The organism is Ralstonia sp. 24A2 (genome assembly GCF_051783885.1).
Taxonomy (GTDB): domain Bacteria; phylum Pseudomonadota; class Gammaproteobacteria; order Burkholderiales; family Burkholderiaceae; genus Ralstonia.
Genome location: NZ_JBPVZD010000001.1, coordinates 119,416 through 144,512, shown reverse-complemented (window position 1 = coordinate 144,512; position 25,097 = coordinate 119,416). Strand labels below are relative to the sequence as shown.

Below are 25,097 nucleotides of genomic sequence, written 5' to 3'. Positions count from 1 at the left end.
CCCTTCAACAACGTCATCCGCAAGATCACAAACCCATTTCCTGGCGGACGGCCTTCTCGTTGTCGCGCGTCATCAGACGGCCGCTGGTGAGGATGAGCGGGTCCGGTGCCTTGTTGGCCTTGATCCACTCATACATGTTCAGCGAGGTCTCGTAGCCGTGACGCTTCGGGCTGATGAGCACGGTGCCGAAGAAGCCGGTCTTCTCGGGCTTGGAGAATTCGTTCAGTGCCGATTGGCTGCCGCCGATGCCTACGCCGATGATGTCGGCCGGCTTCACGCCATGACCTTCCGCCGCACGCACCGCACCGAGTACCGCTTCGTCATTCAGGCCAAACGCGATCCAGTGCTTGAACTTCGGGTTCTTGGTGAGCGTGATGTTGGCGGCGTTGAAGGCGGCTTCCGTGTCCGTCTTCGCTTGCGGGCTGGTCAGCACGTTGGCGGCCGGAAAGCCTGCCTTGGTGAGCGCAGCCACGGCACCGTCGGTACGCTCCTTGGCGGTCGGGAGCTGGTCATAGGCGATGCGGATGGCACCGACATCGGCGAGGTTCCAGCCGCGCTTCTTCATCTCCTGCGCGATGGCATCGCCCACCTGCTCACCGATCTTCGTGGCCGAGATGCCCATGTGCGGTACGGCGTCGATCGGCTTGCCGCTGCCGTCGACCAGGCGGTCATCCACGGTCATCAGCTTCAGGTTGTTCTGTTTGGCCTTGGCCACCACTGCCGGCCCAAGCTTCACGTCCGGCACGCAGATCACGAAACCCTGCGCATGCTGCGCGCCCAGGTTATCGATGGCGGTCAGCACCTCGCCGCCGCTGGGCACGCCAATCTTCACCAGCTTGAAGCCCTTCTCCTTGGCGGCCTGATCAGCGAACTTCCATTCGTCCTGGAACCACGGCTCTTCCGGCTGCTTGACCAGGAAGCCGATCTTTACATCATCGGCCGCGTGAGCAAACCCACCGGCGATCGTGAGCAGCGTGGCGGCCGCGATGGCCTTGAAGGTAACGCGTCGTTGTTGGTTCATCTTGTCTCCTTTCGGCGCCGTCTTGGCGACACCTGTTTTGCTGTGGATAACCGCTGTGGACAACTACTGTGGACAACTACTGTGGATAACCGTTGTGGATAAGTCAGCTTGGCCTCGCCAGCACTAGGCTTGCGCCACCTTCAACGTCTTCACCAGACCGCGCTCGCGTGCGATGGCAATCGCGCCGCTGCCGGCCAGGTGTTCCTGCTGTTCACTACTGGTAACGGTGACCTTGCCCGAGAAAAAATCGTCGTCCGACACCAGCACGGCCAGCGCTTCGCGCAGCAGCGGCTTGCCGGTGATGACGAACTGCGTGCCCGGGTTCATGCGGATCGCGCTGCTGTTCTTGAGCGTGAGCAAGTCCGCGCCCAGCACCGCGCCCAGCAGGAAGTTGGCCCGCGCGTTGCGCTCGTAGATCGTGAACTGGCCCAGCGTACGCACCATGAAGCAGGCACGCCCCAGCCCGATGCTGCTAGCGCTGCGCGCGCCGGCCAGCAACATCTCCGGATCGACCTCGCTGGCAAAGTCGGAATCCACCGAATCCGCCAGGATGGTGTTGTGCGTGATCACGTGCAACAGCTCGCCAGCGAGCGTGGTCACGCAACCGGTGATGCGCTGGTCGGCATCCAGATGCACGAACTTCGAGTGCGAGCCCGGCAGCACGATCACCGCCGGTTCGGTAATGCCGAGGCGCGAGACCAGGCCCATCGTCTCGACCTCTTCGCCGCGCATCATGTCCATCGACTCGATGTTGTGCAGGCCGAGGTTGTCCACCGGATTGCGTACGCCCGGCACAAACCAGATCGGCTGGGCGCACACCTCGGGGATGCTCGCCTGCACCATGCCGGCGGCCAGATCGCGCAGACCAGCCGGCGCCACCAGGTGCGGCACTTCGTGCAGGCCGACGTTGGAGGTGATCATGCCGGACGCCAGCACGAGGTCGACCTGGTTGATGACGAGGCCGGCCTTCTGCAGCGCGGCTTCGACGGTGTCCTGCACGCCGCGCTGCAGCGTCGTCTTGTTGCCGGTGATGGCGGTGTCGCGCACCCCGACCTGGCGCGCGGCCTGGCAGAGTGCAACGTCATCACGCCAGACCGTGACGCGCGTGTTGGTGGTACCGGTATCGATGGTGAGGATGTTCATGCGTGGCATTGCTTGGGTGTTACGAAGGACATGGCCCAGGGTCAGAACGAGTGGACGACACCCGTATAGGCACCCAGTTGGTTCTTACCCGGCGCCGGGTTGTTGTTGGTCGCCTCCACCGAGAAATTGGCGGTGGCGCTGTTCTGCACCGTGCCGACGCTGGCGTACAGCATCGTGCGCTTCGAGAGGTTGTAGTTCGCACCCAGCATGAACAGGTTGGCGTTGCCGCCGCCGTTGTTCACGTTGATGCGGTAGGCGGCACCGATCAGCGTCAGCGCCGGTGTGAGCTCATAGTTCACGCCCAGCCAATAGTGGTTGGCCTTGGTGGGTGCGCCGACCGGGGCATCCGGTGCAGACAGGTTTTCGTACACCGCGAACAGCTTCGCCTTGCCGATCGTGTAGGTACCGCCTACCGTCGCTTCCTTCGAGAAGTTGAAGAGGTCGCTGAACTTGCCATTGCCATCGCGAATCACGTCGTAGATCGCGCGTACTTCCACCGGCCCTGCGGTGTAGACGGCAGATACGCCGTCCCGGCGGCTGTTCTTGAATGAGCCCGGCTGTTCGCCCAGCCCGGTCTGCAGACCGATCTGGAAGCCGCCCCAGGTCGGGCTCTGGTATTCGACGATGTTGTTGGCGCCAGGCCAGTTGCGACCGCGCACCAGCGTGGCCGAGCCGATGAACTGCTGGCCGGTCGGGTCGAGGAACCAGACGTCGTTGCTGATGAAAAGGTTCTTGCCCACGGTCAGCGTGCCGTAGGTCGAGTTTGACAGGCCGACGTAGGAACGACGGTTGAAGAGTGCGTCACCGTTGGTTTTACCCTTGGCAGCGCCAAAGCCGGACTCCAAGCGGAAGACGGCCTGCGTGCCACCGCCCAGATCCTCCTTGCCCATGAACCCGAACATGCTGGTCCCCCACTGGTTGTCCGCGGCGCGCCAAAGGCTGCCGCCGGGGGAAGTCGCCGTGGGAGCGACGTTGTTCTGGTAGTCGATGCCGCTGGCGACACGGCCATACAGCGTGACACTGGTTTGTGCGAGGGCTGGGGCGGCCCAGCCCGCCAGCGCAAACCCGCACGCCAGCATCCCGCGAACAACGGTGGTTCGATTCATGACGTCTCCTGTGATGTTTTTGTAGTGGGGTCCGGCTGGTTCGCGTGATTGAGATCGCTTGTGCAAACCGAGTCGTAGCTCGCGCCGTCCCCAGGCGCATTTGTAGTCGCCCGGGCCTTAACGTGGCAAACTACAAATTCTTCGCGAGACGTTAAATTTTTCTTAACGAGAACGCATGGCACGGCGCCTTCCTCCCCTCAATGCATTGCGCGTCTTTGAAGTCGCGGGCCGCAACCTGAGCTTCAGTCGGGCCGCCGACGAGCTGTGCGTGACCAATGCCGCGGTCAGCCACCAGGTCAAGCAGCTCGAAGATCATCTGGGTAAAAAGCTGTTCATTCGCCGCAACAACCAGCTCGCGCTGACCGATGCCGGCGACAACTACCTGCCCCGCGTGCGTGACGCCCTGCGCGCGATCGAGCAAGCCACCGACCTGCTGATGGACACCGCCGACGCCCCGCTGCGCGTGGCGGTGCCGCCAACCTTCGGCGCCAAGTGGCTGGTGCCGCGTCTGTATCGCTTCTTCAACCAGCATCCGCATGTGCGCGTCGAGGTCTCCACCGCCGATGTGCAGGACCACGGCCAGTTCGACCTCTGCATCGACGACCGCCAGGTCAACGCACCCAACCTGCACGTCGAGTGGTTCACCTCCACCGACTTCTTCCCCGTGTGCAACGCCGCGCTGCAGCAGGCGATTCGCATGCCGCAGGACCTGGCCGCACACACGCTGCTGCACGAGCGCGGCGGGCGCCATCTCGCGCATCACCCGACGTGGCAGCAATGGCTCGATGAAGTCGGCGTGCGCCAGATCAACGCCACGCGTGGGCCGGCCTTCTCCGAAGCGCTGATGGCGCTGCAGGCGGCCATTGATGGTCAGGGTGTGGCACTTGGCCAGGGCATCCTCGTCGAATACGACATCGCGGCCGGGCGCCTCGTGCGGCCGCTGGCGACGGAGGCGTCATTGCGCCTGTCGTACTACTTGATCCATCCGCACGAGGCGGTGGAACATCCGGGCTTCGCCCTGTTCCGCCAATGGCTTGCAGATGAAGTCGCACGCAGCGGCGGCCGCGCGCGCAACCAGCAGATGCCGGGCGAGGTGTTTTGATTTCTTTTTGATTGTGGCGTTGCAGGCGCTCTACACTAGTCGTCCGAGGTCATCTTGCACCGGCTGCAGGAGCAACACCATGAGCTTCCCCCGCCCCGCCAATACTCCGTGGCTCGTCCCGTACCTGACCGTGCATGACGCATCGGCCGCCATCGCTTTCTATCGCAATGCCTTTGGCTTTGACGTGCAGGACGAGGTACACGATCATGGCCTCCCCATCCACGTCGAGATGACCTACCAGGGCGAACTGATGCTGATGTTCGCGCCCGAAGGCGCATTCGGCTCCACCGCCAAAGCCCCGGCAGCCGCCGGCTTCGAATGCCCGCAGAGTTTTCACCTGTACTGCGAAGACGTGGACGCCGCCTACCAGCGTGCGTTGGACCAGGGCGCCACGTCCATCATGGCACCGCACGACGCCTTCTGGTGCGAACGCTATGCCGCCGTGCGCGACCCCGACGGCTACCGCTGGGGCCTCGCCTGCCGCCCGACCACCGAAGGCTGATGGCTTCGCCTGGCCCGGATCATCACAAGGATTGCTTCAATGGGGCTTCCCCGCTTTTACGTCGACACACCGCTCGCCCCGCACACCGCCGTCACCCTGTCTGAAGCCGTCACGCGCCACATCCACGTGCTGCGCCTGGCCATCGGCGACGAGGTCTGCCTGTTTGATGGCTCTGGCCACGAATTCCACGCGCGGCTCGATGCCATCAACAAACGCGATGCGACTGCCAGCCTCGCTGGGTCCACGCGCTCCGACACCGAAGCGCGCTACAACATCACGCTCGCGCAAGGCATTGCCGGCGGCGACAAGATGGACTGGCTGATCGAAAAAGCGGTCGAACTGGGCGTACACGCCATCGCCCCGCTGCAAACCGAACGTGGCGTGGTGCGCCTGTCCGGCGAGCGCGCCGCCAAGCGCGTGCAGCACTGGCAAGCGCTTGTGCAGGCCGCGTGCGAACAGTGTGGTCGCGCACGCGTGCCGGCTGTCGCGCCTGTTGCCACGCTGCGCGAGTGGCTGGCGACGGCCAAGTCGACGGACACGCCGCGCGTCTTGCTGTCGCCGCGCGGCACACAACCGCTCACGCAATGGGCCGCGCAATCGCGCGAGCGCATCGAGAACACTGGCGTCGAATTGCTGATCGGCCCCGAAGGCGGCCTCTCGCCCGACGAAGAGGCGCTGGCCGAAAGTGCCGGTTTCTTACCACTGACACTCGGGCGACGTATTCTGAGAACGGAGTCGGCGGCGCTGGTCGCAATATCCGCGCTGCACGCCGTGCTCGGCGAGTTCTGAGTGTTGACGACTACAGATTGACCGTTTGATCCCACCCGGCGGGCCCAATCCCCTTTCCCGCCATCAATCAAAGGAGCTTCATCATGGGTCTACTCGATTCGATCCTCGGCGGCGGCGGTGACGCCAGCGGCGGCCAATCGTCCCTGCTGGGCAACAAGAAGGTGCTGCTGGCCGTGGGCGTGCTGGCCTATCTGGCAATGAAGCGCGGCGGCAACGCACAGGGCGCCGGCGATGCAGCACCACAGGCCGATCAGGGCGGCAGTCTGCTCGGTTCGCTGGGCGGCCTGGGTAGTCTGCTCGGCGCAGCCGGCGGCGCCGGTGCACTCGGCAGCCTGCTGGGTGGCGCAGGCGGTACGGGTGGCCTGGGCGGCCTGCTCGGCGGTCTGCTGGGTGGCGGCAATGCGGATCACGCAGCGGCAGTCGACGCGGCGGCACCGGCCGGCCTCGGCCCGCTGCAGCAGATCCTGGAACAGGCTGGCCTGGGCGAACAGGTCAAATCGTGGATCGGCAACGGCCAGAATCTGCCCGTCTCCGGCGAGCAGATCACGCAAGCCCTGAGCGGCACGGGCGCACTGGAGGAAGTCTCGAAACTGGCCTCCACTTTCGGCATCAACGAAAGCGACCTCGCCAACCAGCTGGCCGAGGGCCTGCCGGAAGCCGTGAACCACCTGACGCCGCAAGGCACGCTGCCTGCGGCCTGAGCGTCATCGCAAGAAAGCAAAAAAGCCCGCATCTGCGGGCTTTTTTATAGCAACGCCGATCAACCAGCGCTGAATCAGTTCAAGTTCACGCGAACGAGTAGAACACGCGGAACTGCACCTTGCGCTCGCCCCAGAACTCGGCAGCGTCACGGAACACGTCCAGCAGCACCTCGCGTGCTTCCTTGTCGAACTTGGGCTGGCACGGCAGGCCCTCCAGCACGATCACGAAACCCGGCTGCGGGCCGGCCTTGTAGATCATGTCGGTCAGGCAATCGGCCAGTGCATCGAAGTTCTTGCCGAAGTGTTTCGGGAACAGAAACTCGCGTGCGATCACATCAAGCACTTCGCTCTTGGTAGTCGCCGCCGCGCAATTGGCATACAGGAAGTGCTGGCCCAGGCTGGCCGCAGATTCCGCCAGATCCGCCACGCGGAACGCGCGAATCGACTGCACGATATTCGGACGCACCGTCTTGAACAGGTTCATGGCGTCTTCGCGACCTCCGTCGTCGTCCGTCTTGGTGATGTCCTGTGTCATGATGTTCTGCTGCGGTTTTGCCGCCGCGCCCCCAACGCGCGCGCTCAGGGATTGCATCCCCACCACGCCGTCGTACAGATTTTGCGCCTTGTGCCACGCTTCGCGGGCCACGCGCTCATCGCGTGCGGTGAGCGAGTCGTCCAGCCCAAACATGTTGGTCGTCATCGCTGTATCCGTTGAAAACTGTTGTAGTGATCTTCCGTGTAGTAGCAGTCGTTGGCCGCTTGCTGGTCGCCACCGCAAATGATGCGCTTGGCGCCCCGGTTGCGCGCGCCGCGCGTCTTGACTGTGTACTCACGGTAGTAGCCACGCCGCTGCGCAGGCAAACGTCGTTCATAGTTGCCGAACGTGCTGCCATCTTTCGCATACGGGAAAGGACCGCCCTGCTCGATCAGTGCAAATGTGCGCTGCGCCTCGTTGGGCATATCCGCTGCGCGAATGGTTCCCGCGGCGACCGCTAACCCGGTCGTATCCCGTGCCATGGCGCTGGCCGGCAGACCGGCCACGGCCAACGCGAGCGTCGCCGCCAGCGCGCCACGCGCTACTGCCTGAGATACGGAGCAGCCAATCCACGCTCCAAGTCGCTTGGTCATCAGCAAGCCCTAACGGGAGAATCGCGCCAAGCAGACAGCTCGGCACAGGTCACAAGCGCAGGTGGCCGCCAGATCATGCCAGACGGCCGGTTTGCAGTTGAAAGCGAAGCGGCTCAATGCTTGAGAGGCTCGCAGGGGGGAGAATGACAAGTCGGGCGACTGCCGAAGACTTGGGGAATCCTTCCGCCTGCAAAACCATCCAATTGCGCGCACCAGAATGAGGCAAACCCGGTCAGACGTGTGGTCGGAAAACCGCTTTTCTACACCCGTCCGGCCCGGTGCAGGCCTCATGTGCTCAGAAGCACCCCTTCAGCCCGTAAGGGTACGCTCATCGATAACAACAATCAACCGGCGGTCAATGTTTGAAGGGGATTTTGAAGACAGAGCTAACGTTGCACAAATGTAAGCGCACGCAAACTTAGCGAACAAAAAAAAGGGAGCGCAGTATCGTGCGCTCCCTTTTCGTGCAGTGCGGAATTAACGCTGCGCTTCTGCGGCGGCGTCCACAACGGTCAGCGCCGTCATGTTGAGAATGCGTCGTACCGTGGCCGACGGCGTCAGGATGTGCACCGGCTTCTTGGCACCCAGCAGGATCGGGCCGATGGCGATGTTATTGCCGGCAGCCGTCTTCAGCAGGTTGTAGGCGATGTTCGCAGCATCAATGTTGGGCATGACCAGCAGGTTGGCCTCGCCCTTGAGCGTCGAGTCCGGCACCAACGAATCGCGCAGCTTCTCATCGAGCGCGGCATCGCCGTGCATTTCGCCGTCGACTTCCAGATTCGGCGCACGTTCGCGCAGGATGGCGAGCGTTTCGCGCATCTTGACTGCCGAAGGCGCTTCCGACGAGCCGAAATTCGAGTGCGACATCAGCGCGACCTTCGGCTTGATGCCGAAACGGCACAGTTCCTCAGCGGCCATGATGGTGATCTCGGCGAGCTGCTCGGCGGTCGGGTCGACGTTGACGTGCGTGTCTGTCAGGAAGATCTGGCGGCCCGGCAGCACCAGGCCGTTCATGGCGGCATACACGCAGTTCGTACCACCGATGACCTGATCGATGTAGCGCAGATGCGCGGCGGTGTTGCTGACCGTGCCGCAGATCATGCCGTCGGCATCGCCCTTGTGGATCATGAGGGCAGCGATCAACGTGGAGCGGCGGCGCATTTCCAGCTTGGCGTACTGGGGCGTGACGCCCTTGCGTGCCATCAGCTTGTAGTACGTCTCCCAGTATTCGCGGAAGCGCTCGTCGTGCTCGGGGTTGACCAGGGTGAAGTCAACGCCTTCGCGCAGGCGCAGGCCGAAGCGCTCGATGCGGTGGGCGATCACGCCCGGGCGGCCGACTAGGATGGGGCTAGCGAGCTTTTCGTCGACGACGATCTGCACGGCACGCAGCACGCGCTCTTCTTCACCCTCGGCAAAGACGATGCGCTTGTTCTCCATCGGTACCTTGCGGGCGGCGGAGAAGATCGGCTTCATCAGCGTGCCCGAGTGGTACACGAACTGCTGCAGATGCTGGCGGTAGGCGTCCATGTCCTCGATCGGGCGCTGTGCCACGCCCGAGAGCATGGCCGCCTGCGCCACGGCCGGCGCGATCTTGACGATCAGGCGCGGGTCGAAGGGCTTCGGGATCAGGTATTCGGGGCCGAATGACAGATCTTGGATGCCGTAGGCCGAGGCGACGATGTCGCTCTGTTCCTGGCGGGCCAGTTCCGCCACGGCATGCACGGCGGCGACTTCCATCTCACGCGTGATGGTGGTCGCGCCCACATCCAGCGCGCCGCGGAAGATGAACGGGAAGCACAGGACGTTGTTGACCTGGTTGGGGTAATCGGTGCGGCCGGTGCCCATGATGACGTCCGGGCGCACCTCCTTGGCCAGCTCCGGCAAGATTTCCGGGTTCGGGTTGGCCAGCGCGAAGATGATCGGCTTGTCGGCCATCTTCTTGACCATGTCCTGCTTGAGCACGCCCGCAGCGGACAAGCCCAGGAAAATGTCGGCGCCGTCGATGACTTCAGCCAGCGTGCGCAGATCAGTCTTCTGTGCGAAGTGCGCCTTGTCCGGGTCCATCAGTTCGGTACGGCCTTCGTAGACCACACCGGCCAAGTCCGTCACCCAGATGTGTTCACGCGGCAGGCCCAGGTCGACCAGCAAGTCCAGGCAAGCCAGCGCCGCGGCGCCCGCGCCCGACGCCACCAGCTTGACCTTCTTGATGTCCTTGCCGACCACCTTGAGCGCGTTGGTGATGCCCGCGCCCACGACGATGGCCGTGCCGTGCTGGTCATCGTGGAAGACGGGGATCTTCATGCGCTTGCGCAGTTCGCGCTCGACGAAGAAGCACTCCGGTGCCTTGATGTCTTCCAGGTTGATACCGCCGAAGGTCGGCTCCAGCGAGGCGATGATATCGACCAGCTTCTGCGGGTCTTTTTCGTTGATCTCGATGTCAAACACATCGATACCAGCGAATTTCTTGAACAGGCCAGCCTTGCCTTCCATGACCGGCTTCGAGGCTTCCGGGCCAATATCGCCCAGGCCGAGCACGGCGGTGCCGTTGGTCACTACGCCGACAAGGTTGCCGCGCGCGGTGTAGCGGAAGGAGTTGGCAACGTCTTCGACGATCTCTTCGCACGCCGCGGCCACGCCGGGGGAGTACGCCAGGGCCAGGTCGCGCTGGTTCGACAGCGGCTTGGTCGGCGTGACGGAAATCTTGCCCGGGGTCGGAAACTCGTGATACTCCAGCGCGGCTTTACGCAGGGCGGCGCGTTGCTGCGCCTTGAGTTCTTCGTCCGTGCGGGCGGGCTGTTGAGGCTGGGTATCCACCGTGGTCATGGGGTGTCTCTCGTCATGGGTGGTCGGCGCAAGCGTCGACCGTCGCATCTAGCGGGCCACCGAGAAACCACATGAGGGTCACGGTACTGCGGTCCGCCTCCTTGGGCCCGTCATTTTATATAGTGAAAAGCGATCTCACAACGGGATTTTGGGTGGGAGTGCTGTGCCTAACCGCTACAATATTCCACCGCCCTACCACGGCACCATCGGGCTTGCCCTCTTTCTACCATTGCCGCTGCCGTGCCCAAGCCCGCTGCCTCCGCCAACTCCGCTGATCACGCTACTGAACTGTCCGAATTCGGGTTGATCCGCCGTTATTTCACGCGACCGGCCCGACAGGCGATTCTGGGTGTCGGCGACGACTGCGCCCTGCTCGGCGCCCGCCCCGGCCATGAATTAGCGATTTCCACCGACATGCTGGTCGCCGGTCGTCACTTCTTTGCCGATGCGGAGCCAAAAGCACTCGGACACAAAGCGCTGGCTGTCAACCTGTCCGATCTGGCCGCCATGGGCGCCGAACCGCGCGCGTTCACGCTGGCCGTGGCGTTGCCGGAAGCCAATGCAGCCTGGCTCAAGCCGTTTTCCGAAGGCCTGCTGGCGCTGGCAGATGCCTTTCACTGCGAGTTGATCGGCGGCGACACCACACGCGGGCCGCTCACGCTCAGTTTGACCGTTTTCGGCGATGTACCTGCCGCTGCGGCGTTACGCCGCGACGCTGCCCGCGCTGGCGACGACCTATGGGTGTCCGGCACCGTCGGCGATGCACGACTCGCGCTGGGTGCGCTGCGTGCCGAATGGCCGCTCACGCCCGAGGCACTCGCCCAGGTGCAGCCGCGCATGGACATGCCCACACCGCGCATCGCACTTGGGTTGGCATTGCGCGGCATCGCGCATGCGGCGCTCGACGTGTCCGACGGCTTGCTCGGTGATCTGGGCCATATCCTGACGCAATCGCGCGTTGGCGCCACCATCGAGGTCGATCGCGTACCGCGCTCCACCACGCTCGCCGCGCAACCGGCCGCACGCCAGTTGCAATGCACGTTAGCCGGCGGCGATGACTACGAACTCTGCTTTACCGCGCCCGCCGAGGCGCGCGACGCCGTGCTCGCAGCTGGCCAACGCGCGGGGGTTGCCGTTACACGCATCGGTCGCATCGATGCCGAATCCGGCCTACGACTTGTTGATGCACAGGGTGCGCCGGTCACCTTTACGCACGGCAGCTTCGATCATTTCTCATCCGCATCATGATGTCTTCTGCCCCCTTTCCGCCCTCCAACCCGCCGGGCCAACCTGAGACCGTGACGCTCGAAGCCGGGCAAACCGCTCAAGTCCGCCGCCCGACCGCACGCTTCATGCTCGGCCATCCGGCACGCATCCTGGCGCTGGGCTTCGGCTCGGGCCTGTCGCCCGTCCTGCCGGGCACGATGGGGACGCTGTACGCGTGGCTGATCTACGTTGTCCTGGCACGCTGGATCGCCGGACCGACCTGGCTGTTGATTGCCGCCGTCGGTTTCGTGATCGGCATCTGGGCATGTGCCCGTACGGCGCGTGACCTGGGCGTGGCCGACCACGGTGCGATGGTGTGGGATGAGATGGTCGCCTTCTGGCTGGTGCTGGCGTTCGTCACGCCGACCACGCTGGGCGGGCAGTTTGGGGCGTTCCTGCTGTTCCGTTTCTTTGACATGGTCAAGCCGGCGCCCATCCGCTACTACGACCGCACGCTCAAAGGCTTTGGCGTGCGCGGCGGCTACGGCGTGATGGTCGACGACATCCTGGCCGCGTTCTATACGCTGCTCGTGTTTGCGCTGTGGCGCTCGTTCTGACGTTTGAAGTCTTGACGCCTCGAAGGTATTGCAATGGCTGAATCCCGCGCCCTGGCCCAACTGGCCGAACTGGTCGGCGACACGCTGCACAAGCGCAGCCTGATGATAGCGACCGCCGAGTCGTGCACGGGCGGGCTGGTGTCCGCCGCTATTACCGATGTGTCGGGTTCGTCCGCGTGGTTCGAGCGCGGCTTCATCACGTACTCCAACGAGGCGAAATCGCAGATGCTGGGGGTGCCGGCCGCGCTGATCCGCGAACATGGCGCGGTGAGCGAGCCGGTGGCGCATGCAATGGCTGAAGGTGCGGTGCTCAACAGCCGCGCGCAAGTGGCCGTGGCGATTACCGGCGTGGCGGGCCCGACCGGCGGCACGCCCGACAAGCCCGTCGGCATGGTGTGCTTTGGCTGGAGCAACCGCCTGGAGACACGTGTGGAAACACGCCACTTCAAGGGCGACCGCAAGCAGGTACGCCTGCAAGCCGCCGAGCACGCGCTGCGGGGCCTGCTCGACTTTCTGGACTCTGCGGAGTCCTAATCCCTGGACCTAGACCCGGGCTTCGCTCGGGTGATCCGGCCGGTGGCGCTCTTCGTGCTCGTGCTCCGGCTGGTGCTCATGGTCATGTTCACGACGGCGGTCACGATCGTGTTCGTGGCCGTCGTCGCGTTCCTTCTCAAACTTGCGGTCCGGATCCTTGCCCTCTTCCTCGCGGCGCAGGCCGGTGACGGGGTGCTGGGAATGCGTGGTCATGGTGTCCTCACCTAAACCGGGCAACCGGACCGCCACCGTGTCGTGAGGCAGGTCAGTTGCGGTACTGGTTGATCTGGTCGCGCGTTGCTTCTGCAACCTTGCGGGCAGCATCGGCGAAATCGCTGTCGCTGCTGGCGTACAAAATGGCGCGCGACGAGTTGATCATCATGCCGGTGCCATCTGCAGTGCGACCCGCGCGCACGGTGGCCTCAATGTCACCGCCCTGGGCGCCAATGCCCGGAATCAGTAGCGGCATGTCGCCGACGATCTCGCGCACCTTGGCAATCTCTTGCGGGAAGGTCGCACCCACCACTAGGCCCATCTGGCCGCTGGTGTTCCACACATTGCGCGCGCGCTCAGCGACGACTTGGTAGACCGGGCGGCTGCCGGTTTCCAGAAACTGCACGTCGCTGCCGCCCGCATTGGAGGTGCGGCACAGCACGATCACGCCCTTGTCGGCGTGCGCGAGGTACGGCTGCATCGAATCGAAACCCATGTAGGGGCTGACGGTGATGGCGTCGGCCTGATAGCGCTCGAAGGCTTCCTTGGCGTAGTGCTCAGCGGTGGAGCCGATATCACCGCGCTTGGCGTCGAGGATGACCGGGATGCCCGGATACGCCTCGTGGATGTAGTTGATGAGTTGCTCGAGTTGGTCTTCGGCGCGCTGCGAGGCGAAATAGGCGATCTGCGGCTTGAACGCGCAAACCAGATCCGCCGTGGCATCGACAATGGCGCGACAGAACGAGAAGATCGCCCCGCCCGTACCGGTAAGCGACGCCGGCAGGCGCGCTGGATCGGGGTCGAGCCCGACGCACAGCAGGGAATTGTTGCGCTGCCAGGCGGCAGCCAGTTGTTCGGTAAATCGCATGATGTCGGGAATGTGAGGGCGCGGCCGGACTGCCGCTTAACTTCACCGCATTTTACCCGTCGGGCGATCCGGCGGCCCGATCTTCCGGACGTGGCATTGATCCGACGCGTGCACGCCAAGCCACTGTTTGTGGCTGAACCTGCTGCATCTTTACGCTACACTCGGCGCGATTTTTCGCCCTGCCCGTTCAACACCCGCTTCAAGGAACCTCCATGATCAACCTGTTCGTCGTGCAAAAAGGCCGTCTCGCGCAAGAACAGGTCGAAGAACGCAGCGAATTGCTGCAGCACAAGCCGATCTGGATCGACGTAATCGACCCCGACGACGAAGAGCTTGCCTGGATCAAGGAAGCCTATGGCGTGGTCCTGCCCGAACTGGAGCAATTAGGGGACCTGGAAGCATCCGCCCGTTACTTTGAGGGCGAAGACGGCCACATCCACATCCGCACTGACTTCCTGCTCGACGAAGAAACCACCTCGCGCAACGTGCGCGTGGCCTTCGTGATGACCAAGGATGTGCTCTTCTCCATTCACGACGAAGATCTGCCCGCCTTCCGCCTCGTGCGCATGCGTGCGCGGTTGCGCCCGGGTTCGGTACGCAACGCGAAGGACGTGCTGATGGACCTGTACGCCACCGACGCGGAATACTCGGCGGACTCCATCGAAGAGGTCTACGAGCGCCTGGAAGACGCCAGCAAACGTGTGCTGGCCGACGAGGTGACGGACGCCGCCGCCGCCGATGTGCTGGAGATCATCGCACGCGTGGAAGACTTGAACGGCCGCATCCGCCGCAACGTGATGGATACGCGCCGCGCGGTGTCGTTCCTGCTGCGCAGCCAGTTGCTCTCGACCGATCAGCAGGATGAAGCGCGCCAGGTGCTGCGCGACATCGACTCCATCGAAAACCACACGGCGTTCCTGTCGGACAAGGTCAACTTCTTGATGGACGCCACGGTCGGCTTCATCAACATCAACCAGAACAAGATCATCAAGCTGTTCTCGGTGGTGTCGGTGGCGCTGATGCCGCCCACGCTGATCGCTTCGATCTACGGCATGAACTTCAAGGTGATGCCAGAGTTGGACTGGGCCGAGGGGTATCCGTACGCGATCGTGATGATGATCGTGTCGGCGGCGATTCCGCTGGTGTACTTCCGGCGCAAGGGCTGGCTCAAGTAAGCCGCCCGCGCACTCAATCCGGCAGCGTGGCCGAGCCCATCCGGTTGGCGATGATGGTGGCCTTGCGCGTGAAGTTCACGTGCACGTTGGCGCAGTAGCTTTTCTTGTCGAAGCACTTGGGCGCGGGCAACGCGGCAGCCAGACGGGCGGCCTGACCCACCGTCAACTGCGATGCCGGGCGCTTGAAGTAATGCTGTGCAGCAGCTTCTGCACCGAACACGCCTTCGCCCCACTCCACTGAGTTCAGGTAAATCTCCAGGATGCGCTCCTTATCGAGCCAGAACTCGAGCATCCAAGTGATGGCCAGCTCTTCGCCCTTGCGCAGGTAGTGGCGCTCACCCGAGAGAAACAGGTTCTTCGCCAACTGCTGCGTGATGGTCGAGCCACCAGCCACCACGTGGCCGCGCCGCTTGTTCTTCTCCCAGGCGTCGAGCATGGCGTCGACTTCCCAGCCGTTGTGCGAGACGAAGTCGGCATCTTCGCTGGCGATGACCGCGCGCTTGAGGTTGCGCGAGATCTGGTCGTAGTCGACCCAACGGTGGTCGACCTTGCAGGTGAAGACATTGGCACCGCACAGGCGCATGCGCTCGGCGCGCATGAAGGCGGTAGAAGACGGATCGAACGTCTGCCAGCTCGCAATGGCAGCAAAGAAGTACAGATTGAGTGCAACCACGCCTGCCACGAAGCAACCGATCACGTAGCCGAGCCAGCGCATCATCGTGCGTGCTCCTGGGCCGGCTTTCAGCGACGCGCGCGGGCAGCCACGACGGCCTCGCCCTGCAGCGCTTCACGCATGCCAAGCAGCACAGGCGCGGTGTCGGGGCGCACACCGCGCCAGACGAAGAACGATTCCGCCGCCTGCTCGACCAGCATGCCCAGGCCGTCCCAGGTGCGGGCGTCGTAGCGCTTGGCAAACTGCATGAACAGCGTCGGCTGTGCGGCGTACATCATGTCGTAGGCCAGCGCGTTCGGGCCGAACACGGTGCCCGGAATCGGCGGCACCCCTCCCTGCAGACTGCTGGCCGTGGCGTTGATGATGACGTCGAATACGTCATCGACAGCGAGCTCTTCATAGCCACCGCCCACCAGTTCCGCGTCGTGCAGCTTGGCCGAAATCTCGAAACGATCGACCAGCATGTTGGCGCGATCGGCCGTGCGGTTGGCGATGAACACGCGCGACGGCTTGTGTTCCAGCAGCGGCAGCAGCACGCCACGCGCCGCGCCGCCCGCGCCCAGCAGCAGCACACGCTCGCCCTCGAGCGAATTACCGATGTTGTGCGTGATGTCGCGCATCAGGCCGACGCCGTCGGTGTTGTCGCCAAAGATTTCGTCGCCGTCGAACTTGAGCGTGTTGACCGCACCGGCCGATTCGGCCCGCAGCGACAACGATGTCGACATGGAATACGCATCGAGCTTGAACGGCACCGTCACGTTGAGCCCCTTCCCGCCTTCTCGCACGAAGGTGAGCACGGTTTCTTCAAACGCGATCAGCTCGGCGTAGATGCGGTCGTAGCGAACGAGTTCGCCGGTCTGCTGCGCAAACGCGGCGTGGATGGTAGGCGACTTGCTGTGCGAGATCGGGTTGCCGATCACGCCATAGCGGTCTGTGGGCGGCGCATTGACGGCTGCGAGGATGGCCTCTTGAAACGACGACGGCATAAACAACGACCTCAGCGGGTCTGCAGGTGAGTTTCCAGGCCCGCGCGGGTGAACTTGAAGGTGGCGACCACATCCTGGATGTCGACGCGCTTGCGCATCTCCGCCGGGAAGCCGCCAAACGGCGCGGACGACCGCACGATGGCCACCGCCTGGCGATCCAGTGCCGGGTTGCCCGAGCTCTTGGCGATCTCGATGCCTTCGATCTTGTAGCCGTCCTGGTTGTAGCCGAGCTGGCCCTCGCGGTTGATGCTGATCACGAGGATCAACTCACCATACAGCGGGCGGCCATTCTGGCTCGGGAAGTTGGCCGTGCCGCGCACCTCGATCTTGCGGCGCACGGCATCGTAGTAGCGGGCGTAATCCACCTGGCGTGCGCTGGCGGCGGTCAGCACGTTGCGGCGTGGGCGCTTGGCGTAGTTCTCGAGGTTGCGATCGATCTCGGCCTGCAGGCGAGCTATTTCATCCTGCGTGGTGCGGTCGTCCGTGCCGTTGGTGGGCGACGGCACCGGGCGCTCCCCCGGTTTGACCTGGCGATCGTTCACCATCGGCGCGCGGTCTTTCGACTGCGTCAGCAGTCGGCGCTGTTCCTGCTCAAGGAATTCGACACGGCGCTGCGTGAGCTTGATGGCATCGCCGGTCTGCTCGTTGGTATCAGCAGGTAGCGGCGTGGTGGCGCGCTGCTGATCGAACTCGCCGCCGCCGTTCAGGTTGACCTGCGCCACCGCCGTTGCCTTGGCCGGCGCGGTGGACGACTTGGCGTTGACCAGCACCACGTCCAGCCCCGGATCATCGCGCTTGATGTCGAAGGCCTCGGGCGCCACCACGCGCACGAACAGCAGCAGGACATGCACGGCAAGCGACACCACCAATGCCTTGGTGAGCGTGCTGCTGCCGGACCAGTCCGGACGGTTTGCGAGGGCGGCCATGGGGGGGTAATTCCTAAGGTAACGCGCGAGAGGAAAGTCAGACTGCGATTGTAGTTAGGCAGCGGCAGGCGTTCCACCGCTCTCACCGTCCTGCGGCGGCGGCGCCACAGCGGGATCAGCTTCCGCACGGGCCTCTTCCCCATCAGCGGCCGGTTGTGGTTCAGCCGGCGCATCCACCTCGGCAGCAGCGGCTTCCGCTTCGGCCAGTTCTTCTTCGATTGCCGCGGCTTCGGCCTCTGCATCGGCAGCCGGGGCAAGCACTTCCACCACGCGGCACGACACTTCCAGGCTGATCTCGTCGGTGTCGAGAATGTCGAGCACCACATGCGTGCCACGCGCGGTCTGTGCCAGCTCAGGCACCTTGGTCACCAGCGGAATCTCGGCAAAGCGCACGGCGCCTTCCTTGAGCACCACGGCCTGCATGCGCGTGCGGTTTTCCTGCTTGAGCCAGCGCAGGCACCAGTAGCGCTCCATGGTCGACTGGTGGTCGGCATAGGCGGCGTAGGTGCCTTCAAAGTCGGCCACGGCGGCCAGCAGGTCGGCGTCTTTCGGCTTGAACGGGGCGATCAGCTTGGCGGTCACGCCGTGCTGTGCCACCGCTGCGATCTGCCACTGGTTGACCAGGTCGACATAGCGGCGCAGCGGCGACGTGCTCCACGCGTATTGCGCCACGCCCAGGCCTTCGTGCGGCGCGGGGTACGTCTGCATGCGTGTGCGATGCATGCCCCACGCCTTCTGCGTGCGGTAGATGCCCGGCACACCGGCGTCGGCCAGCATGCGGCCCCAGGTGCTGTTGGCCAGGATCATCATCTCGGCGACGATCTTGTCCAGCGGCGAGCCGCGCTTGCGTTGTTCAATACGGACGCGCTCGCCACCGCCTTCGGCTTCGGGAATCGGGTCGATATAGAACGAGTAGTCGCCCTTCTGCGCGCCCTCGGGCTTGAGGCCGCTGGCGATACGCGCCTGCTGACGGCCGTCGTACAGCGCGCACGCAAACGGCCACAGCACAGCCAACTCGGCCTTGAACGGGTAGTCGCCCGAACCATCGGCCAGCGCTTCGGCGGTGATCACGTCGTCGAGCAGGTTGTGGCGCAGGTTGGCGGCCACCGTCACGGATTCGCAGCGCGTCTCGCTGGCGGTGACCGTCCACGTGGCGCGGTCCACCGTTGCGTACAACGACAGCGCCGGGCACGCGCGCCCTTCCTGCAGCGTGTAACGATCGACCACCGATTCCGGCAGCATCGTGATCTTGTCGCCCGGGAAGTACACGGTCGACAGACGCTGGCGCGCAATCGCGTCCAGCGCATCGCCGCGCTGGATACCGAAACCCGGCGCCGCGATGTGGATGCCGATGCGCACGGTGGCATCGTCAATGGGGGTGACGGAGATGGCGTCGTCGATTTCCGTGGTGGTCACGTCATCGATCGAGAAGGCGCGCACGTCGGCGGCAGGCAATTCGAGCGTCGGCTCCGGCACGGACACGTCCGGGAAGCCGGTGCCCTTCGGGAAGCACTCCGACAGGAAGCGTGCCTCGTGCAGCGCACGTGCGTTGGCGATGCCGCCCACGGCAACCATGAGTCGCATCGGCGAAAGTCCCAGCGCCGTGCACGCCGCGTCGAGCGCCTTGAACTCGAGGCTGTTCTTGTCGGGCTTGAACAGCAGTTGCAGCGTCTTGCCACGGAACGATTCGGGCAAGCGCATCGCCTTCAGTTCGGCTTCGTACTCGGCCTGCAAAGCGGCCTGCTGCTTCTTGCGCTCCACGGCAGCGAGCGCCGCCTTGAGCTGGTCTTCGGGCGCGCGCTGGTAGCGGCCACGGCCCTTGCGGCGGAAGTAGATAGGCGAGCCATGCAGCGCAATCGCCAGCGCGGCCTGTTGCGTGGCATCTGCGCCCGCGCCGAAGTACTCGCCGGCCAGGTCGGTAAAGCCAAACTCGTCAACTGGTGCGCATTCCCAGAGGAAATCCAGATCGATGTCCGTCGACAGTGCGTGCGCGGCCTTCGACAGTTCACCGGCCGACGGCTGGGCAAACTGCAGCAACACATCGCGCGACTTGACCTTGGTGCGCTTGGCGCTCGGCAGCTCGACCTGGTAGGCCTCGCCCTGTTGGGACAAAACGGTGCCTGCGCGGATCTCGCCGCCTTCTTCAAACAGCAACTGCATGGATATGTCTGGATTGCGACGGGAGCGCCGCTTTGAATGAGATGGACTGACCGTGCGCTCGGATGTCAGAAAACCAGTGCACGGCGACAAAAAGTTGGGGGCGATGATACCGCACTGAGACGGCGTCCGAACCGCCGAAAATACGCCAACTTCGCGCCTACCTTGGCGGCTTGAACCCTGCCAGTGCCGGCAAGAACACCTCCGTCACCAGCATCGCGCTCGCCCCGCGCCGGAACACGGAACGCCGCGCCGGCAGGCGCTCGACACCAGTGATGGGTGCATCATCCAACGCACGGTGCGCGCGGCGCACCAGCGGGTGACGCGTGTCGAGCAAGGCAAACTCAAAATCGCCCCGGGCGACACGTGGGTCCGCAAACAGCGAATGCCCGAGCGGCTGCGTGCCCAACGCTTTCAGGAATGGCCAGTCCAGCGCCACGCTGCGCGGGTGCACGATGGTGTGCGCGTAGACGACGGGGATGTCGTCGCAGATCAGCAAAACCTCGCGTGCCAGCGTCTCAGCGGGGCCCGCCATGCCAAGGCAGCGCCATTCGTCACGCAACGGCATCGCCCGTTTCTGGCCCAGGAGTTGCACCCGAAACGTGGAGGACGCCGCACGCAGGCGCGCCGTCAGCGAATTTGCACCCACCGCCCACAGTGCCCAATGGCGGTCGTACACGACGGCCGGCGGCAACGCGCTACGCCACAGGCTGCGCGGGTACGACGGGGATTCGGTCATGCGGACGCGCTGCCGTCAAACGGGTGCGCAGCCAACAAGTCGGCGGGAAGGCCGCAGAAGACGAGCACTTCGTCCATATATTGCGCGAAATCGCTGATGCCGTGGTCGCTGCCGTCGATCACGCGGGTGGCGGCGCCCGGGAAGTGGGCGAGCATCTCGCGGTAGTCGAGCACCTCATCACCGGTCGAGGCCAGAAGGTAGTACCGCGCAGGCTGCGTAATCGCAGGCACGGCCAGCGCGCGCAGCTCATCCAGGTGATGCGGCTCGACGCGGATCGTGCCGCCGCCGTGCCAGAGCGGCTGTTCACCAACGTACTTGGCCAGATCCCGCTCCGGACGCGTGGCTGGATTCAGCATCGCGGCACGCAAGCCGTGGCGCTCAGCCAGCCAGGTGGCGTAATAGCCGCCCAGCGATGAGCCGATCAGCACCGGCTTTGCGCCATCGCGCGTACTCAAGTCAGCGATCAATGCCTCAACTTCAGCCATCGCCTCGCGCGGCGAGACGGGCAGCATCGGACAGACATACAGATCCGCCCGCCCGACCGAGGCCAGCCGCTTGCCCAGCATCTGCGCCTTGAACGAGCGCGGCGACGAGCGGAATCCGTGCAGATAGACGATGGAAGCCTGCATATCTGAATCAGTTGGCGGCACCGACACGTTCTGTCAGCGCATCCAGCAGCTTCTGGTGCACGCCGCCGAAGCCGCCGTTGCTCATCACCAATACGTGGTCACCCGGGCGGGCAGCAGCGGTTACGGCTTCAACCAGCATGGTCAGATCGGAGAACGCCGTCGCACGCTCGCCCAGCGGTGCCAGCGCGCCGGCCAAATCCCAACCGAGGGCATCTTTGCCGCTGGCGGCACCGTAAGCGAATACCTGGTCGGCGCCGGTCAGGCTATCGGGAAGCGCCTGTTTCATCACACCCAGCTTCATAGTGTTCGAGCGCGGCTCCAGCACCGCCAGGATGCGCGCGCTGCCGACGCGGCGGCGCAGACCATCGATGGTCGTGCGGATGGCGGTGGGGTGGTGGGCAAAATCGTCGTAGACAGTCACGCCATCGACGGTGCCGCGCACTTCCATGCGGCGTTTCACATTTTCGAAACGAGCCAGGCTTTCAATGGCTTGAGGCGCCGGCACCCCCACGTGGCGCGCGGCGGCGATGGCGGCCAACGCGTTCATGCGATTGTGGTCGCCTTGCAGAGCCCAGTGCACCCGGCCCTGCGTCTGGCCGTTGAAGAGTACGTCGAAGCTGTCGTCGTCGCCCAGATGGGCGATTTTCCAGCCGTCACCCTCTTCTGCGCCGAAATACTCGACTTCTGACCAGCATCCACGCGCAAGCACGCGCTTCATGCTGTCTTCGCGGCCATTGACGAGCAAACGCCCTTGGCCGGGTACGGTACGAACGAGATGATGGAATTGCGTTTCGATCGCAGCGAGATCGGGGAAGATGTCAGCGTGATCGAATTCCAGGTTGTTCAGAATGGCCGTGCGGGGGCGATAGTGAACAAACTTGCTGCGCTTGTCGAAGAAGGCTGTGTCGTATTCGTCGGCCTCGATGACGAAGAAGTCGGATTCGGTCAGTCGCGCCGACAACCCGAAGTTGCGCGGCACGCCGCCCACCAGGAAACCCGGGTTGTAGCCGGCGTCCTGCAGGATCCAGGCGAGCATCGAGGTGGTGGTCGTCTTGCCGTGCGTGCCGGCCACGGCGAGCACCCACTTCTGGCGCAGCACGTTGTCGCCCAACCATTGCGGGCCGGAAACGTACGGCAGGTTGCGATCCAGGATGGCTTCCATCAGCGGGTTGCCGCGCGAGATCACGTTGCCGATCACGTACAGATCCGCGCCGATCGACAGTTGTTCGGGGTCAAAACCCTCGATCAGCTCGATGCCCTGGGCTTCGAGCTGGGTGCTCATCGGCGGATAGACGTTGGCGTCGCAGCCGGTAACACGGTGACCGGCCTGGCGGGCGATCAGGGCAATGCCGCCCATGAAGGTGCCGCAGATTCCAAGGATGTGGATATGCATGGGAGCCATCTCAACTACGTTGCGCGGCATTGTACCGGGCATGCCCACGGGCAGACGCGCGCGGTTCAGTAAAATAGAAATCATGTCATCCAAACGCCCCCTCCTCGATCCGACCCGCGTTCGGGAAGAAATTGCCGCCGTCGCCGCCCGCATGATTGCGGAGGACGGTGCCGACTACGCCACGGCCAAGCGCAAGGCCGCACGCCAGGTGCTCGGCTCAGAATCGCGCGCCGCTGGCGAGTGGCTGCCCGACAACGAGCAGGTCGAAACCGAAGTCCGCGAATACCAGGCGCTGTTCCAGGCCGATTCCCAACCGCGCGTGCTCGCGCTGCTGCGTCGCATCGCGCTGGTGTTGATGGAGGGACTGCAGGTGCACAACCCGTACCTGGCCGGCGCGGTCTTCAACGGTACCGCCAGCGAGCACTCCGACATCCACCTGCAGGTCTTCTGCGACAGCCCGAAGGACGTGGCGATCTTTCTGCTCAACGCCGGTGTGGACTTCGACACAACAGAGAGTGCTCACTTCGCTGGCCGCGACGAGGTGGAAACGCTCAGCTTCCTGTGGCGCGGCCAATGGCCGGCCAGCCGCGAGGCCCGCGAACTGGCCCAGGAACTGCGCGCCGAAACCGGTACGCCGGTCGGCGTACATATCGCCCTCTATGACATGAACGATGTGCGCGGCGCCCGACGCACCGATGCCAGCGGCAAGGCTGCGCGCGGAGATGCCGCAGCCGTGCGCGCCCTCCTCTCAAAGGGGTAGTCAGCCAAGAGGAGTACAATCCGCCACGCCTCGCCTCTGGCTATATAGAGAGACCGCCCGAACCATGTCCCGCCGTACCGCCCTGATTGCCCTGTTGATTGCCGGCGCGATTGCCGCAGCCCTGGGCATCTACACCGGACACAAGGCCACCGAACCCAAGACGCCGGCCGACAATGTCGTCGCCGCGTTCTACAGCAGCAAGCTGCCGGACGCCAACGGCACGCCGATCGATCTGGCGGCATTCCGGGGGCAGCAGGTGGTGATCAACTTCTGGGCGCCGTGGTGCGGCCCCTGTGTGGAAGAAATGCCGGAGCTGTCCGCGCTCGCCCAGGAGCAAAAGGCCAAGGCAAAGTTTGTCGGCATCGGTATCGACACGGCGGCCAATATCCAGACCTTCCTGGGTAAAGTGCCCATCACTTATCCGATTGCGGTGGCCGGTTTCGGCGGCACGGAACTGGGCCGGCAGTTTGGCAACGAGATGGGTGGCTTGCCGTTTACTGTGATTCTTAACGCACAAGGCGAAATCACATTCCGAAAGATGGGCCGCGTGCACGCTGACGAACTGCGTCAGGCGCTGCAGCGCACGTGAACATGCAAAATCGTCATATGACGGTCATGTGCGCATAACTACCCTTCTTTCTACGCAAAATTGACTGTGCAGTTGGCAAGATCGGTGAAAACACCAGTTTCTCGAACTCTTTTCAGCAAAAACTAGACAAAGCATTCTAAGTTGCTGTAAATTGCGCCCAACTTCGCTCAACCAGTCAAATCGTGGCTGAAAAACCGACCGCCAAAGCGCTTCGTAACGTGCTCGTGCTGCACGGCCCGAACCTCAATCTACTGGGGACGCGCGAACCGGAAGTCTATGGCGCAACCACGCTGGCCGACATCAACGCAGCCCTGGCCGAACGTGCCAAGGCGCGGGGCGTCATGCTGGTGCACTTCCAGTCGAACCACGAAGGCGCGCTGGTCGATCGCATCCACGCAGCCAAGGGCGAAGGCGTCGAATTCATCATCATTAACCCGGCGGCCTACACGCATACCAGCGTGGCCCTGCGCGATGCGCTGGCCGGGGTGGTGATTCCGTACATCGAAGTCCATCTGTCCAACGTGCATCGCCGCGAGCCGTTCCGCCACCATTCGTATCTGGCAGACCACGCGGTGGGCGTGATCTGTGGGCTGGGCTGGCGCGGTTATCTGGCCGCGCTGGACTACTGCATCGACCAATACAGCGATCAACACGGCGGCTGACCAGCCGCTTTCCTCCCCTCTTCATCTCAATCACTTAACCAACGCAACGACGCCAGCGCCTGGAGCACGTACGCTGAAGAGCCATTCGCGTGCGACCCTTCTTTGCCCCAGACCGCCGACGCTGCAGGAGAACGTTCATGGATTTGCGCAAGCTGAAAACGCTGATCGACCTCGTGGCCGAATCGGGCATTTCGGAACTCGAAGTGACCGAAGGCGAAGGCAAGGTCCGCATCGTCAAGTCGGCACCGCAAGTGGTCGCGCCGATGCAATACGCGCCGATGCCGATGCAGGCCGCGCCCGCTGTGGGCGTGCCCGCCGCTGCCGCTCCGGCTGCAGTCAGCGCTGAAGCCGCTGCCCCGGCCCTGCCGGCTGGCCACATCGTGACCTCGCCGATGGTCGGTACGTTCTACCGCTCGCCGTCGCCAGGCGCTGCCGAGTTCGTCAAGGTGGGCGACACCGTCAAGGAAGGCCAGACCATCTGCATCATCGAAGCGATGAAGCTGCTCAACGAGATCGAAGCGGACAAGGCTGGCGTCATCAAGGAAATCCTGATCGACAACGGCCAGGCTGTGGAATACGGCCAACCGCTGTTCGTGATCGGCTGATCTTCCGGCATCTGACCCTCATCGTGCGGCGCCCAGCGCGCCGCATCCGA

Annotated in this window: 27 protein-coding genes; 12 read left to right on the top strand and 15 right to left on the bottom strand. The window is 64.0% G+C overall.

What is annotated here, in order from left to right; translation table 11 throughout:
- Positions 1-25: 25 nt before the first annotated feature.
- The 3 genes from ACS13N_RS00655 to ACS13N_RS00645 all read right to left on the bottom strand — a co-directional run bounded on the left by ACS13N_RS00655 (position 26) and on the right by ACS13N_RS00645 (position 3,270).
- Entirely contained in the window at positions 26-1,021 is a 996-nt protein-coding gene (locus ACS13N_RS00655) for an arabinose ABC transporter substrate-binding protein (RefSeq protein WP_438929882.1), read from the bottom strand.
- A gap of 123 nt (positions 1,022-1,144) precedes the next feature.
- Entirely contained in the window at positions 1,145-2,164 is a 1,020-nt protein-coding gene (locus ACS13N_RS00650) for a 2-dehydro-3-deoxygalactonokinase (RefSeq protein WP_438929881.1), read from the bottom strand.
- 41 nt (positions 2,165-2,205) lie between these two features.
- Positions 2,206-3,270, bottom strand: a complete 1,065-nt coding sequence (locus tag ACS13N_RS00645; protein ID WP_438929880.1) for a porin — start codon at positions 3,268-3,270, stop codon at positions 2,206-2,208.
- Between the two features lie 175 nt (positions 3,271-3,445).
- Here ACS13N_RS00645 and gcvA point away from each other — a divergent pair, with 175 nt between their 5' ends.
- The 4 genes from gcvA (at position 3,446) to ACS13N_RS00625 (ending at position 6,364) form a co-directional block, all read left to right on the top strand.
- Positions 3,446-4,372 carry a transcriptional regulator GcvA gene (gene gcvA / locus ACS13N_RS00640; protein WP_438929879.1) on the top strand — a complete coding sequence of 309 codons (927 nt, stop codon included), beginning with the start codon at positions 3,446-3,448 and terminating at the stop codon, positions 4,370-4,372.
- 79 nt (positions 4,373-4,451) lie between these two features.
- Positions 4,452-4,874, top strand: a complete 423-nt coding sequence (locus ACS13N_RS00635) for a VOC family protein (RefSeq protein ID WP_438929878.1) — start codon at positions 4,452-4,454, stop codon at positions 4,872-4,874.
- 39 nt (positions 4,875-4,913) lie between these two features.
- Complete coding sequence (locus tag ACS13N_RS00630) at positions 4,914-5,663, top strand: 16S rRNA (uracil(1498)-N(3))-methyltransferase (protein ID WP_438929877.1); 750 nt, start codon at positions 4,914-4,916, stop codon at positions 5,661-5,663.
- A gap of 83 nt (positions 5,664-5,746) precedes the next feature.
- On the top strand, positions 5,747-6,364 hold the full coding sequence (locus ACS13N_RS00625) for a YidB family protein (RefSeq protein ID WP_438929876.1): 618 nt from the start codon (positions 5,747-5,749) through the stop codon (positions 6,362-6,364).
- A gap of 85 nt (positions 6,365-6,449) precedes the next feature.
- Here ACS13N_RS00625 and ACS13N_RS00620 read toward each other — a convergent pair whose 3' ends face one another.
- From ACS13N_RS00620 to ACS13N_RS00610, 3 genes are all read right to left on the bottom strand, one after another.
- Entirely contained in the window at positions 6,450-7,064 is a 615-nt protein-coding gene (locus ACS13N_RS00620; RefSeq protein WP_438929875.1) for a barstar family protein, read from the bottom strand.
- Positions 7,061-7,492: a ribonuclease gene (locus ACS13N_RS00615; protein ID WP_438930582.1), complete on the bottom strand. Its 432-nt coding sequence runs from the start codon at positions 7,490-7,492 to the stop codon at positions 7,061-7,063. Before ACS13N_RS00615 ends, ACS13N_RS00620 begins: the two co-directional genes overlap by 4 nt.
- A 477-nt stretch (positions 7,493-7,969) precedes the next feature.
- Positions 7,970-10,315, bottom strand: a complete 2,346-nt coding sequence (locus tag ACS13N_RS00610; protein WP_438929874.1) for an NADP-dependent malic enzyme — start codon at positions 10,313-10,315, stop codon at positions 7,970-7,972.
- A 240-nt stretch (positions 10,316-10,555) separates the two neighbouring features.
- Here ACS13N_RS00610 and thiL point away from each other — a divergent pair, with 240 nt between their 5' ends.
- From thiL to ACS13N_RS00595, 3 genes are read left to right on the top strand one after another with little or no spacing between them, the layout of a single operon-like run.
- Positions 10,556-11,563, top strand: a complete 1,008-nt coding sequence (gene thiL / locus ACS13N_RS00605) for a thiamine-phosphate kinase (protein ID WP_438929873.1) — start codon at positions 10,556-10,558, stop codon at positions 11,561-11,563.
- Positions 11,560-12,138, top strand: coding sequence for a phosphatidylglycerophosphatase A family protein (locus tag ACS13N_RS00600; protein WP_438929872.1), 579 nt, complete (start codon positions 11,560-11,562; stop codon positions 12,136-12,138). Before thiL ends, ACS13N_RS00600 begins: the two co-directional genes overlap by 4 nt.
- Before the next feature lie 33 nt (positions 12,139-12,171).
- Positions 12,172-12,672 (top strand): CinA family protein, encoded by a 501-nt coding sequence (locus ACS13N_RS00595; RefSeq protein ID WP_438929871.1) that lies wholly within the window; start codon positions 12,172-12,174, stop codon positions 12,670-12,672.
- Positions 12,673-12,681: 9 nt separating this feature from the next.
- On the opposite strand, the gene ACS13N_RS00590 is transcribed toward ACS13N_RS00595, so the two are convergent.
- Both ACS13N_RS00590 and pyrF read right to left on the bottom strand, forming a co-directional pair.
- Complete coding sequence (locus ACS13N_RS00590) at positions 12,682-12,885, bottom strand: metal transporter (RefSeq protein WP_082170145.1); 204 nt, start codon at positions 12,883-12,885, stop codon at positions 12,682-12,684.
- 52 nt (positions 12,886-12,937) lie between these two features.
- Positions 12,938-13,753 (bottom strand): orotidine-5'-phosphate decarboxylase, encoded by an 816-nt coding sequence (gene pyrF / locus ACS13N_RS00585; RefSeq protein WP_021196030.1) that lies wholly within the window; start codon positions 13,751-13,753, stop codon positions 12,938-12,940.
- A 212-nt stretch (positions 13,754-13,965) separates the two neighbouring features.
- On the opposite strand from pyrF, the gene corA reads away from it, so the two are divergent.
- Positions 13,966-14,928 (top strand): magnesium/cobalt transporter CorA, encoded by a 963-nt coding sequence (gene corA / locus ACS13N_RS00580; protein ID WP_048933081.1) that lies wholly within the window; start codon positions 13,966-13,968, stop codon positions 14,926-14,928.
- A gap of 13 nt (positions 14,929-14,941) precedes the next feature.
- On the opposite strand, the gene mtgA is transcribed toward corA, so the two are convergent.
- The 7 genes from mtgA to mpl all read right to left on the bottom strand — a co-directional run bounded on the left by mtgA (position 14,942) and on the right by mpl (position 22,431).
- Positions 14,942-15,646, bottom strand: coding sequence for a monofunctional biosynthetic peptidoglycan transglycosylase (mtgA, locus tag ACS13N_RS00575; protein WP_104657250.1), 705 nt, complete (start codon positions 15,644-15,646; stop codon positions 14,942-14,944).
- 23 nt (positions 15,647-15,669) lie between these two features.
- Complete coding sequence (aroE, locus tag ACS13N_RS00570) at positions 15,670-16,587, bottom strand: shikimate dehydrogenase (RefSeq protein WP_438929870.1); 918 nt, start codon at positions 16,585-16,587, stop codon at positions 15,670-15,672.
- Between the two features lie 11 nt (positions 16,588-16,598).
- Positions 16,599-17,513 carry an energy transducer TonB family protein gene (locus ACS13N_RS00565; protein WP_021196034.1) on the bottom strand — a complete coding sequence of 305 codons (915 nt, stop codon included), beginning with the start codon at positions 17,511-17,513 and terminating at the stop codon, positions 16,599-16,601.
- A gap of 54 nt (positions 17,514-17,567) precedes the next feature.
- Positions 17,568-19,673, bottom strand: coding sequence for a ribonuclease catalytic domain-containing protein (locus tag ACS13N_RS00560; RefSeq protein WP_438929869.1), 2,106 nt, complete (start codon positions 19,671-19,673; stop codon positions 17,568-17,570).
- A gap of 157 nt (positions 19,674-19,830) precedes the next feature.
- A complete protein-coding gene (locus ACS13N_RS00555; RefSeq protein ID WP_438929868.1) occupies positions 19,831-20,409 on the bottom strand; it encodes a chorismate--pyruvate lyase family protein in 579 nt (192 codons plus the stop codon).
- Positions 20,406-21,038 (bottom strand): YqiA/YcfP family alpha/beta fold hydrolase, encoded by a 633-nt coding sequence (locus tag ACS13N_RS00550; protein WP_438929867.1) that lies wholly within the window; start codon positions 21,036-21,038, stop codon positions 20,406-20,408. Before ACS13N_RS00550 ends, ACS13N_RS00555 begins: the two co-directional genes overlap by 4 nt.
- Positions 21,039-21,045: 7 nt before the next feature.
- On the bottom strand, positions 21,046-22,431 hold the full coding sequence (gene mpl / locus ACS13N_RS00545) for a UDP-N-acetylmuramate:L-alanyl-gamma-D-glutamyl-meso-diaminopimelate ligase (RefSeq protein WP_438929866.1): 1,386 nt from the start codon (positions 22,429-22,431) through the stop codon (positions 21,046-21,048).
- Between the two features lie 82 nt (positions 22,432-22,513).
- Between mpl and ACS13N_RS00540 the strand changes: the two genes are divergently transcribed.
- From ACS13N_RS00540 to accB, 4 genes are all read left to right on the top strand, one after another.
- Positions 22,514-23,191 (top strand): UDP-N-acetylmuramate--alanine ligase, encoded by a 678-nt coding sequence (locus ACS13N_RS00540; protein ID WP_438929865.1) that lies wholly within the window; start codon positions 22,514-22,516, stop codon positions 23,189-23,191.
- Positions 23,192-23,255: 64 nt separating this feature from the next.
- On the top strand, positions 23,256-23,780 hold the full coding sequence (locus ACS13N_RS00535; protein ID WP_438929864.1) for a TlpA family protein disulfide reductase: 525 nt from the start codon (positions 23,256-23,258) through the stop codon (positions 23,778-23,780).
- Between the two features lie 182 nt (positions 23,781-23,962).
- Positions 23,963-24,442 (top strand): type II 3-dehydroquinate dehydratase, encoded by a 480-nt coding sequence (gene aroQ / locus ACS13N_RS00530; protein ID WP_438929863.1) that lies wholly within the window; start codon positions 23,963-23,965, stop codon positions 24,440-24,442.
- 137 nt (positions 24,443-24,579) lie between these two features.
- Positions 24,580-25,047, top strand: a complete 468-nt coding sequence (gene accB, locus ACS13N_RS00525; protein WP_426395030.1) for an acetyl-CoA carboxylase biotin carboxyl carrier protein — start codon at positions 24,580-24,582, stop codon at positions 25,045-25,047.
- Positions 25,048-25,097 lie beyond the last annotated feature (50 nt).

Excerpts from the sequence above, each read along its gene's own strand:
- ACS13N_RS00625 (WP_438929876.1), top strand. The coding sequence starts at position 5,747 with ATGGGTCTACTCGATTCGATCCTCGGCGGCGGCGGTGACGCCAGCGGC.
- ACS13N_RS00600 (WP_438929872.1), top strand. The coding sequence starts at position 11,560 with ATGATGTCTTCTGCCCCCTTTCCGCCCTCCAACCCGCCGGGCCAACCT.
- ACS13N_RS00550 (WP_438929867.1), bottom strand. The coding sequence starts at position 21,038 with ATGCAGGCTTCCATCGTCTATCTGCACGGATTCCGCTCGTCGCCGCGC.
- ACS13N_RS00590 (WP_082170145.1), bottom strand. The coding sequence starts at position 12,885 with ATGACCACGCATTCCCAGCACCCCGTCACCGGCCTGCGCCGCGAGGAA.
- ACS13N_RS00540 (WP_438929865.1), top strand. The coding sequence starts at position 22,514 with ATGTCATCCAAACGCCCCCTCCTCGATCCGACCCGCGTTCGGGAAGAA.
- aroE (WP_438929870.1), bottom strand. The coding sequence starts at position 16,587 with ATGCCGTCGTCGTTTCAAGAGGCCATCCTCGCAGCCGTCAATGCGCCG.
- ACS13N_RS00595 (WP_438929871.1), top strand. The coding sequence starts at position 12,172 with ATGGCTGAATCCCGCGCCCTGGCCCAACTGGCCGAACTGGTCGGCGAC.
- pyrF (WP_021196030.1), bottom strand. The coding sequence starts at position 13,753 with ATGCGATTTACCGAACAACTGGCTGCCGCCTGGCAGCGCAACAATTCC.
- ACS13N_RS00630 (WP_438929877.1), top strand. The coding sequence starts at position 4,914 with ATGGGGCTTCCCCGCTTTTACGTCGACACACCGCTCGCCCCGCACACC.
- ACS13N_RS00655 (WP_438929882.1), bottom strand. The coding sequence starts at position 1,021 with ATGAACCAACAACGACGCGTTACCTTCAAGGCCATCGCGGCCGCCACG.
- ACS13N_RS00650 (WP_438929881.1), bottom strand. The coding sequence starts at position 2,164 with ATGAACATCCTCACCATCGATACCGGTACCACCAACACGCGCGTCACG.
- ACS13N_RS00615 (WP_438930582.1), bottom strand. The coding sequence starts at position 7,492 with ATGACCAAGCGACTTGGAGCGTGGATTGGCTGCTCCGTATCTCAGGCA.
- accB (WP_426395030.1), top strand. The coding sequence starts at position 24,580 with ATGGATTTGCGCAAGCTGAAAACGCTGATCGACCTCGTGGCCGAATCG.
- mtgA (WP_104657250.1), bottom strand. The coding sequence starts at position 15,646 with ATGATGCGCTGGCTCGGCTACGTGATCGGTTGCTTCGTGGCAGGCGTG.
- ACS13N_RS00610 (WP_438929874.1), bottom strand. The coding sequence starts at position 10,315 with ATGACCACGGTGGATACCCAGCCTCAACAGCCCGCCCGCACGGACGAA.
- ACS13N_RS00560 (WP_438929869.1), bottom strand. The coding sequence starts at position 19,673 with ATGCAGTTGCTGTTTGAAGAAGGCGGCGAGATCCGCGCAGGCACCGTT.
- mpl (WP_438929866.1), bottom strand. The coding sequence starts at position 22,431 with ATGCATATCCACATCCTTGGAATCTGCGGCACCTTCATGGGCGGCATT.
- gcvA (WP_438929879.1), top strand. The coding sequence starts at position 3,446 with ATGGCACGGCGCCTTCCTCCCCTCAATGCATTGCGCGTCTTTGAAGTC.
- ACS13N_RS00645 (WP_438929880.1), bottom strand. The coding sequence starts at position 3,270 with ATGAATCGAACCACCGTTGTTCGCGGGATGCTGGCGTGCGGGTTTGCG.
- ACS13N_RS00555 (WP_438929868.1), bottom strand. The coding sequence starts at position 20,409 with ATGACCGAATCCCCGTCGTACCCGCGCAGCCTGTGGCGTAGCGCGTTG.
- ACS13N_RS00535 (WP_438929864.1), top strand. The coding sequence starts at position 23,256 with ATGTCCCGCCGTACCGCCCTGATTGCCCTGTTGATTGCCGGCGCGATT.
- ACS13N_RS00635 (WP_438929878.1), top strand. The coding sequence starts at position 4,452 with ATGAGCTTCCCCCGCCCCGCCAATACTCCGTGGCTCGTCCCGTACCTG.
- ACS13N_RS00565 (WP_021196034.1), bottom strand. The coding sequence starts at position 17,513 with ATGGCCGCCCTCGCAAACCGTCCGGACTGGTCCGGCAGCAGCACGCTC.
- corA (WP_048933081.1), top strand. The coding sequence starts at position 13,966 with ATGATCAACCTGTTCGTCGTGCAAAAAGGCCGTCTCGCGCAAGAACAG.
- ACS13N_RS00620 (WP_438929875.1), bottom strand. The coding sequence starts at position 7,064 with ATGACGACCAACATGTTTGGGCTGGACGACTCGCTCACCGCACGCGAT.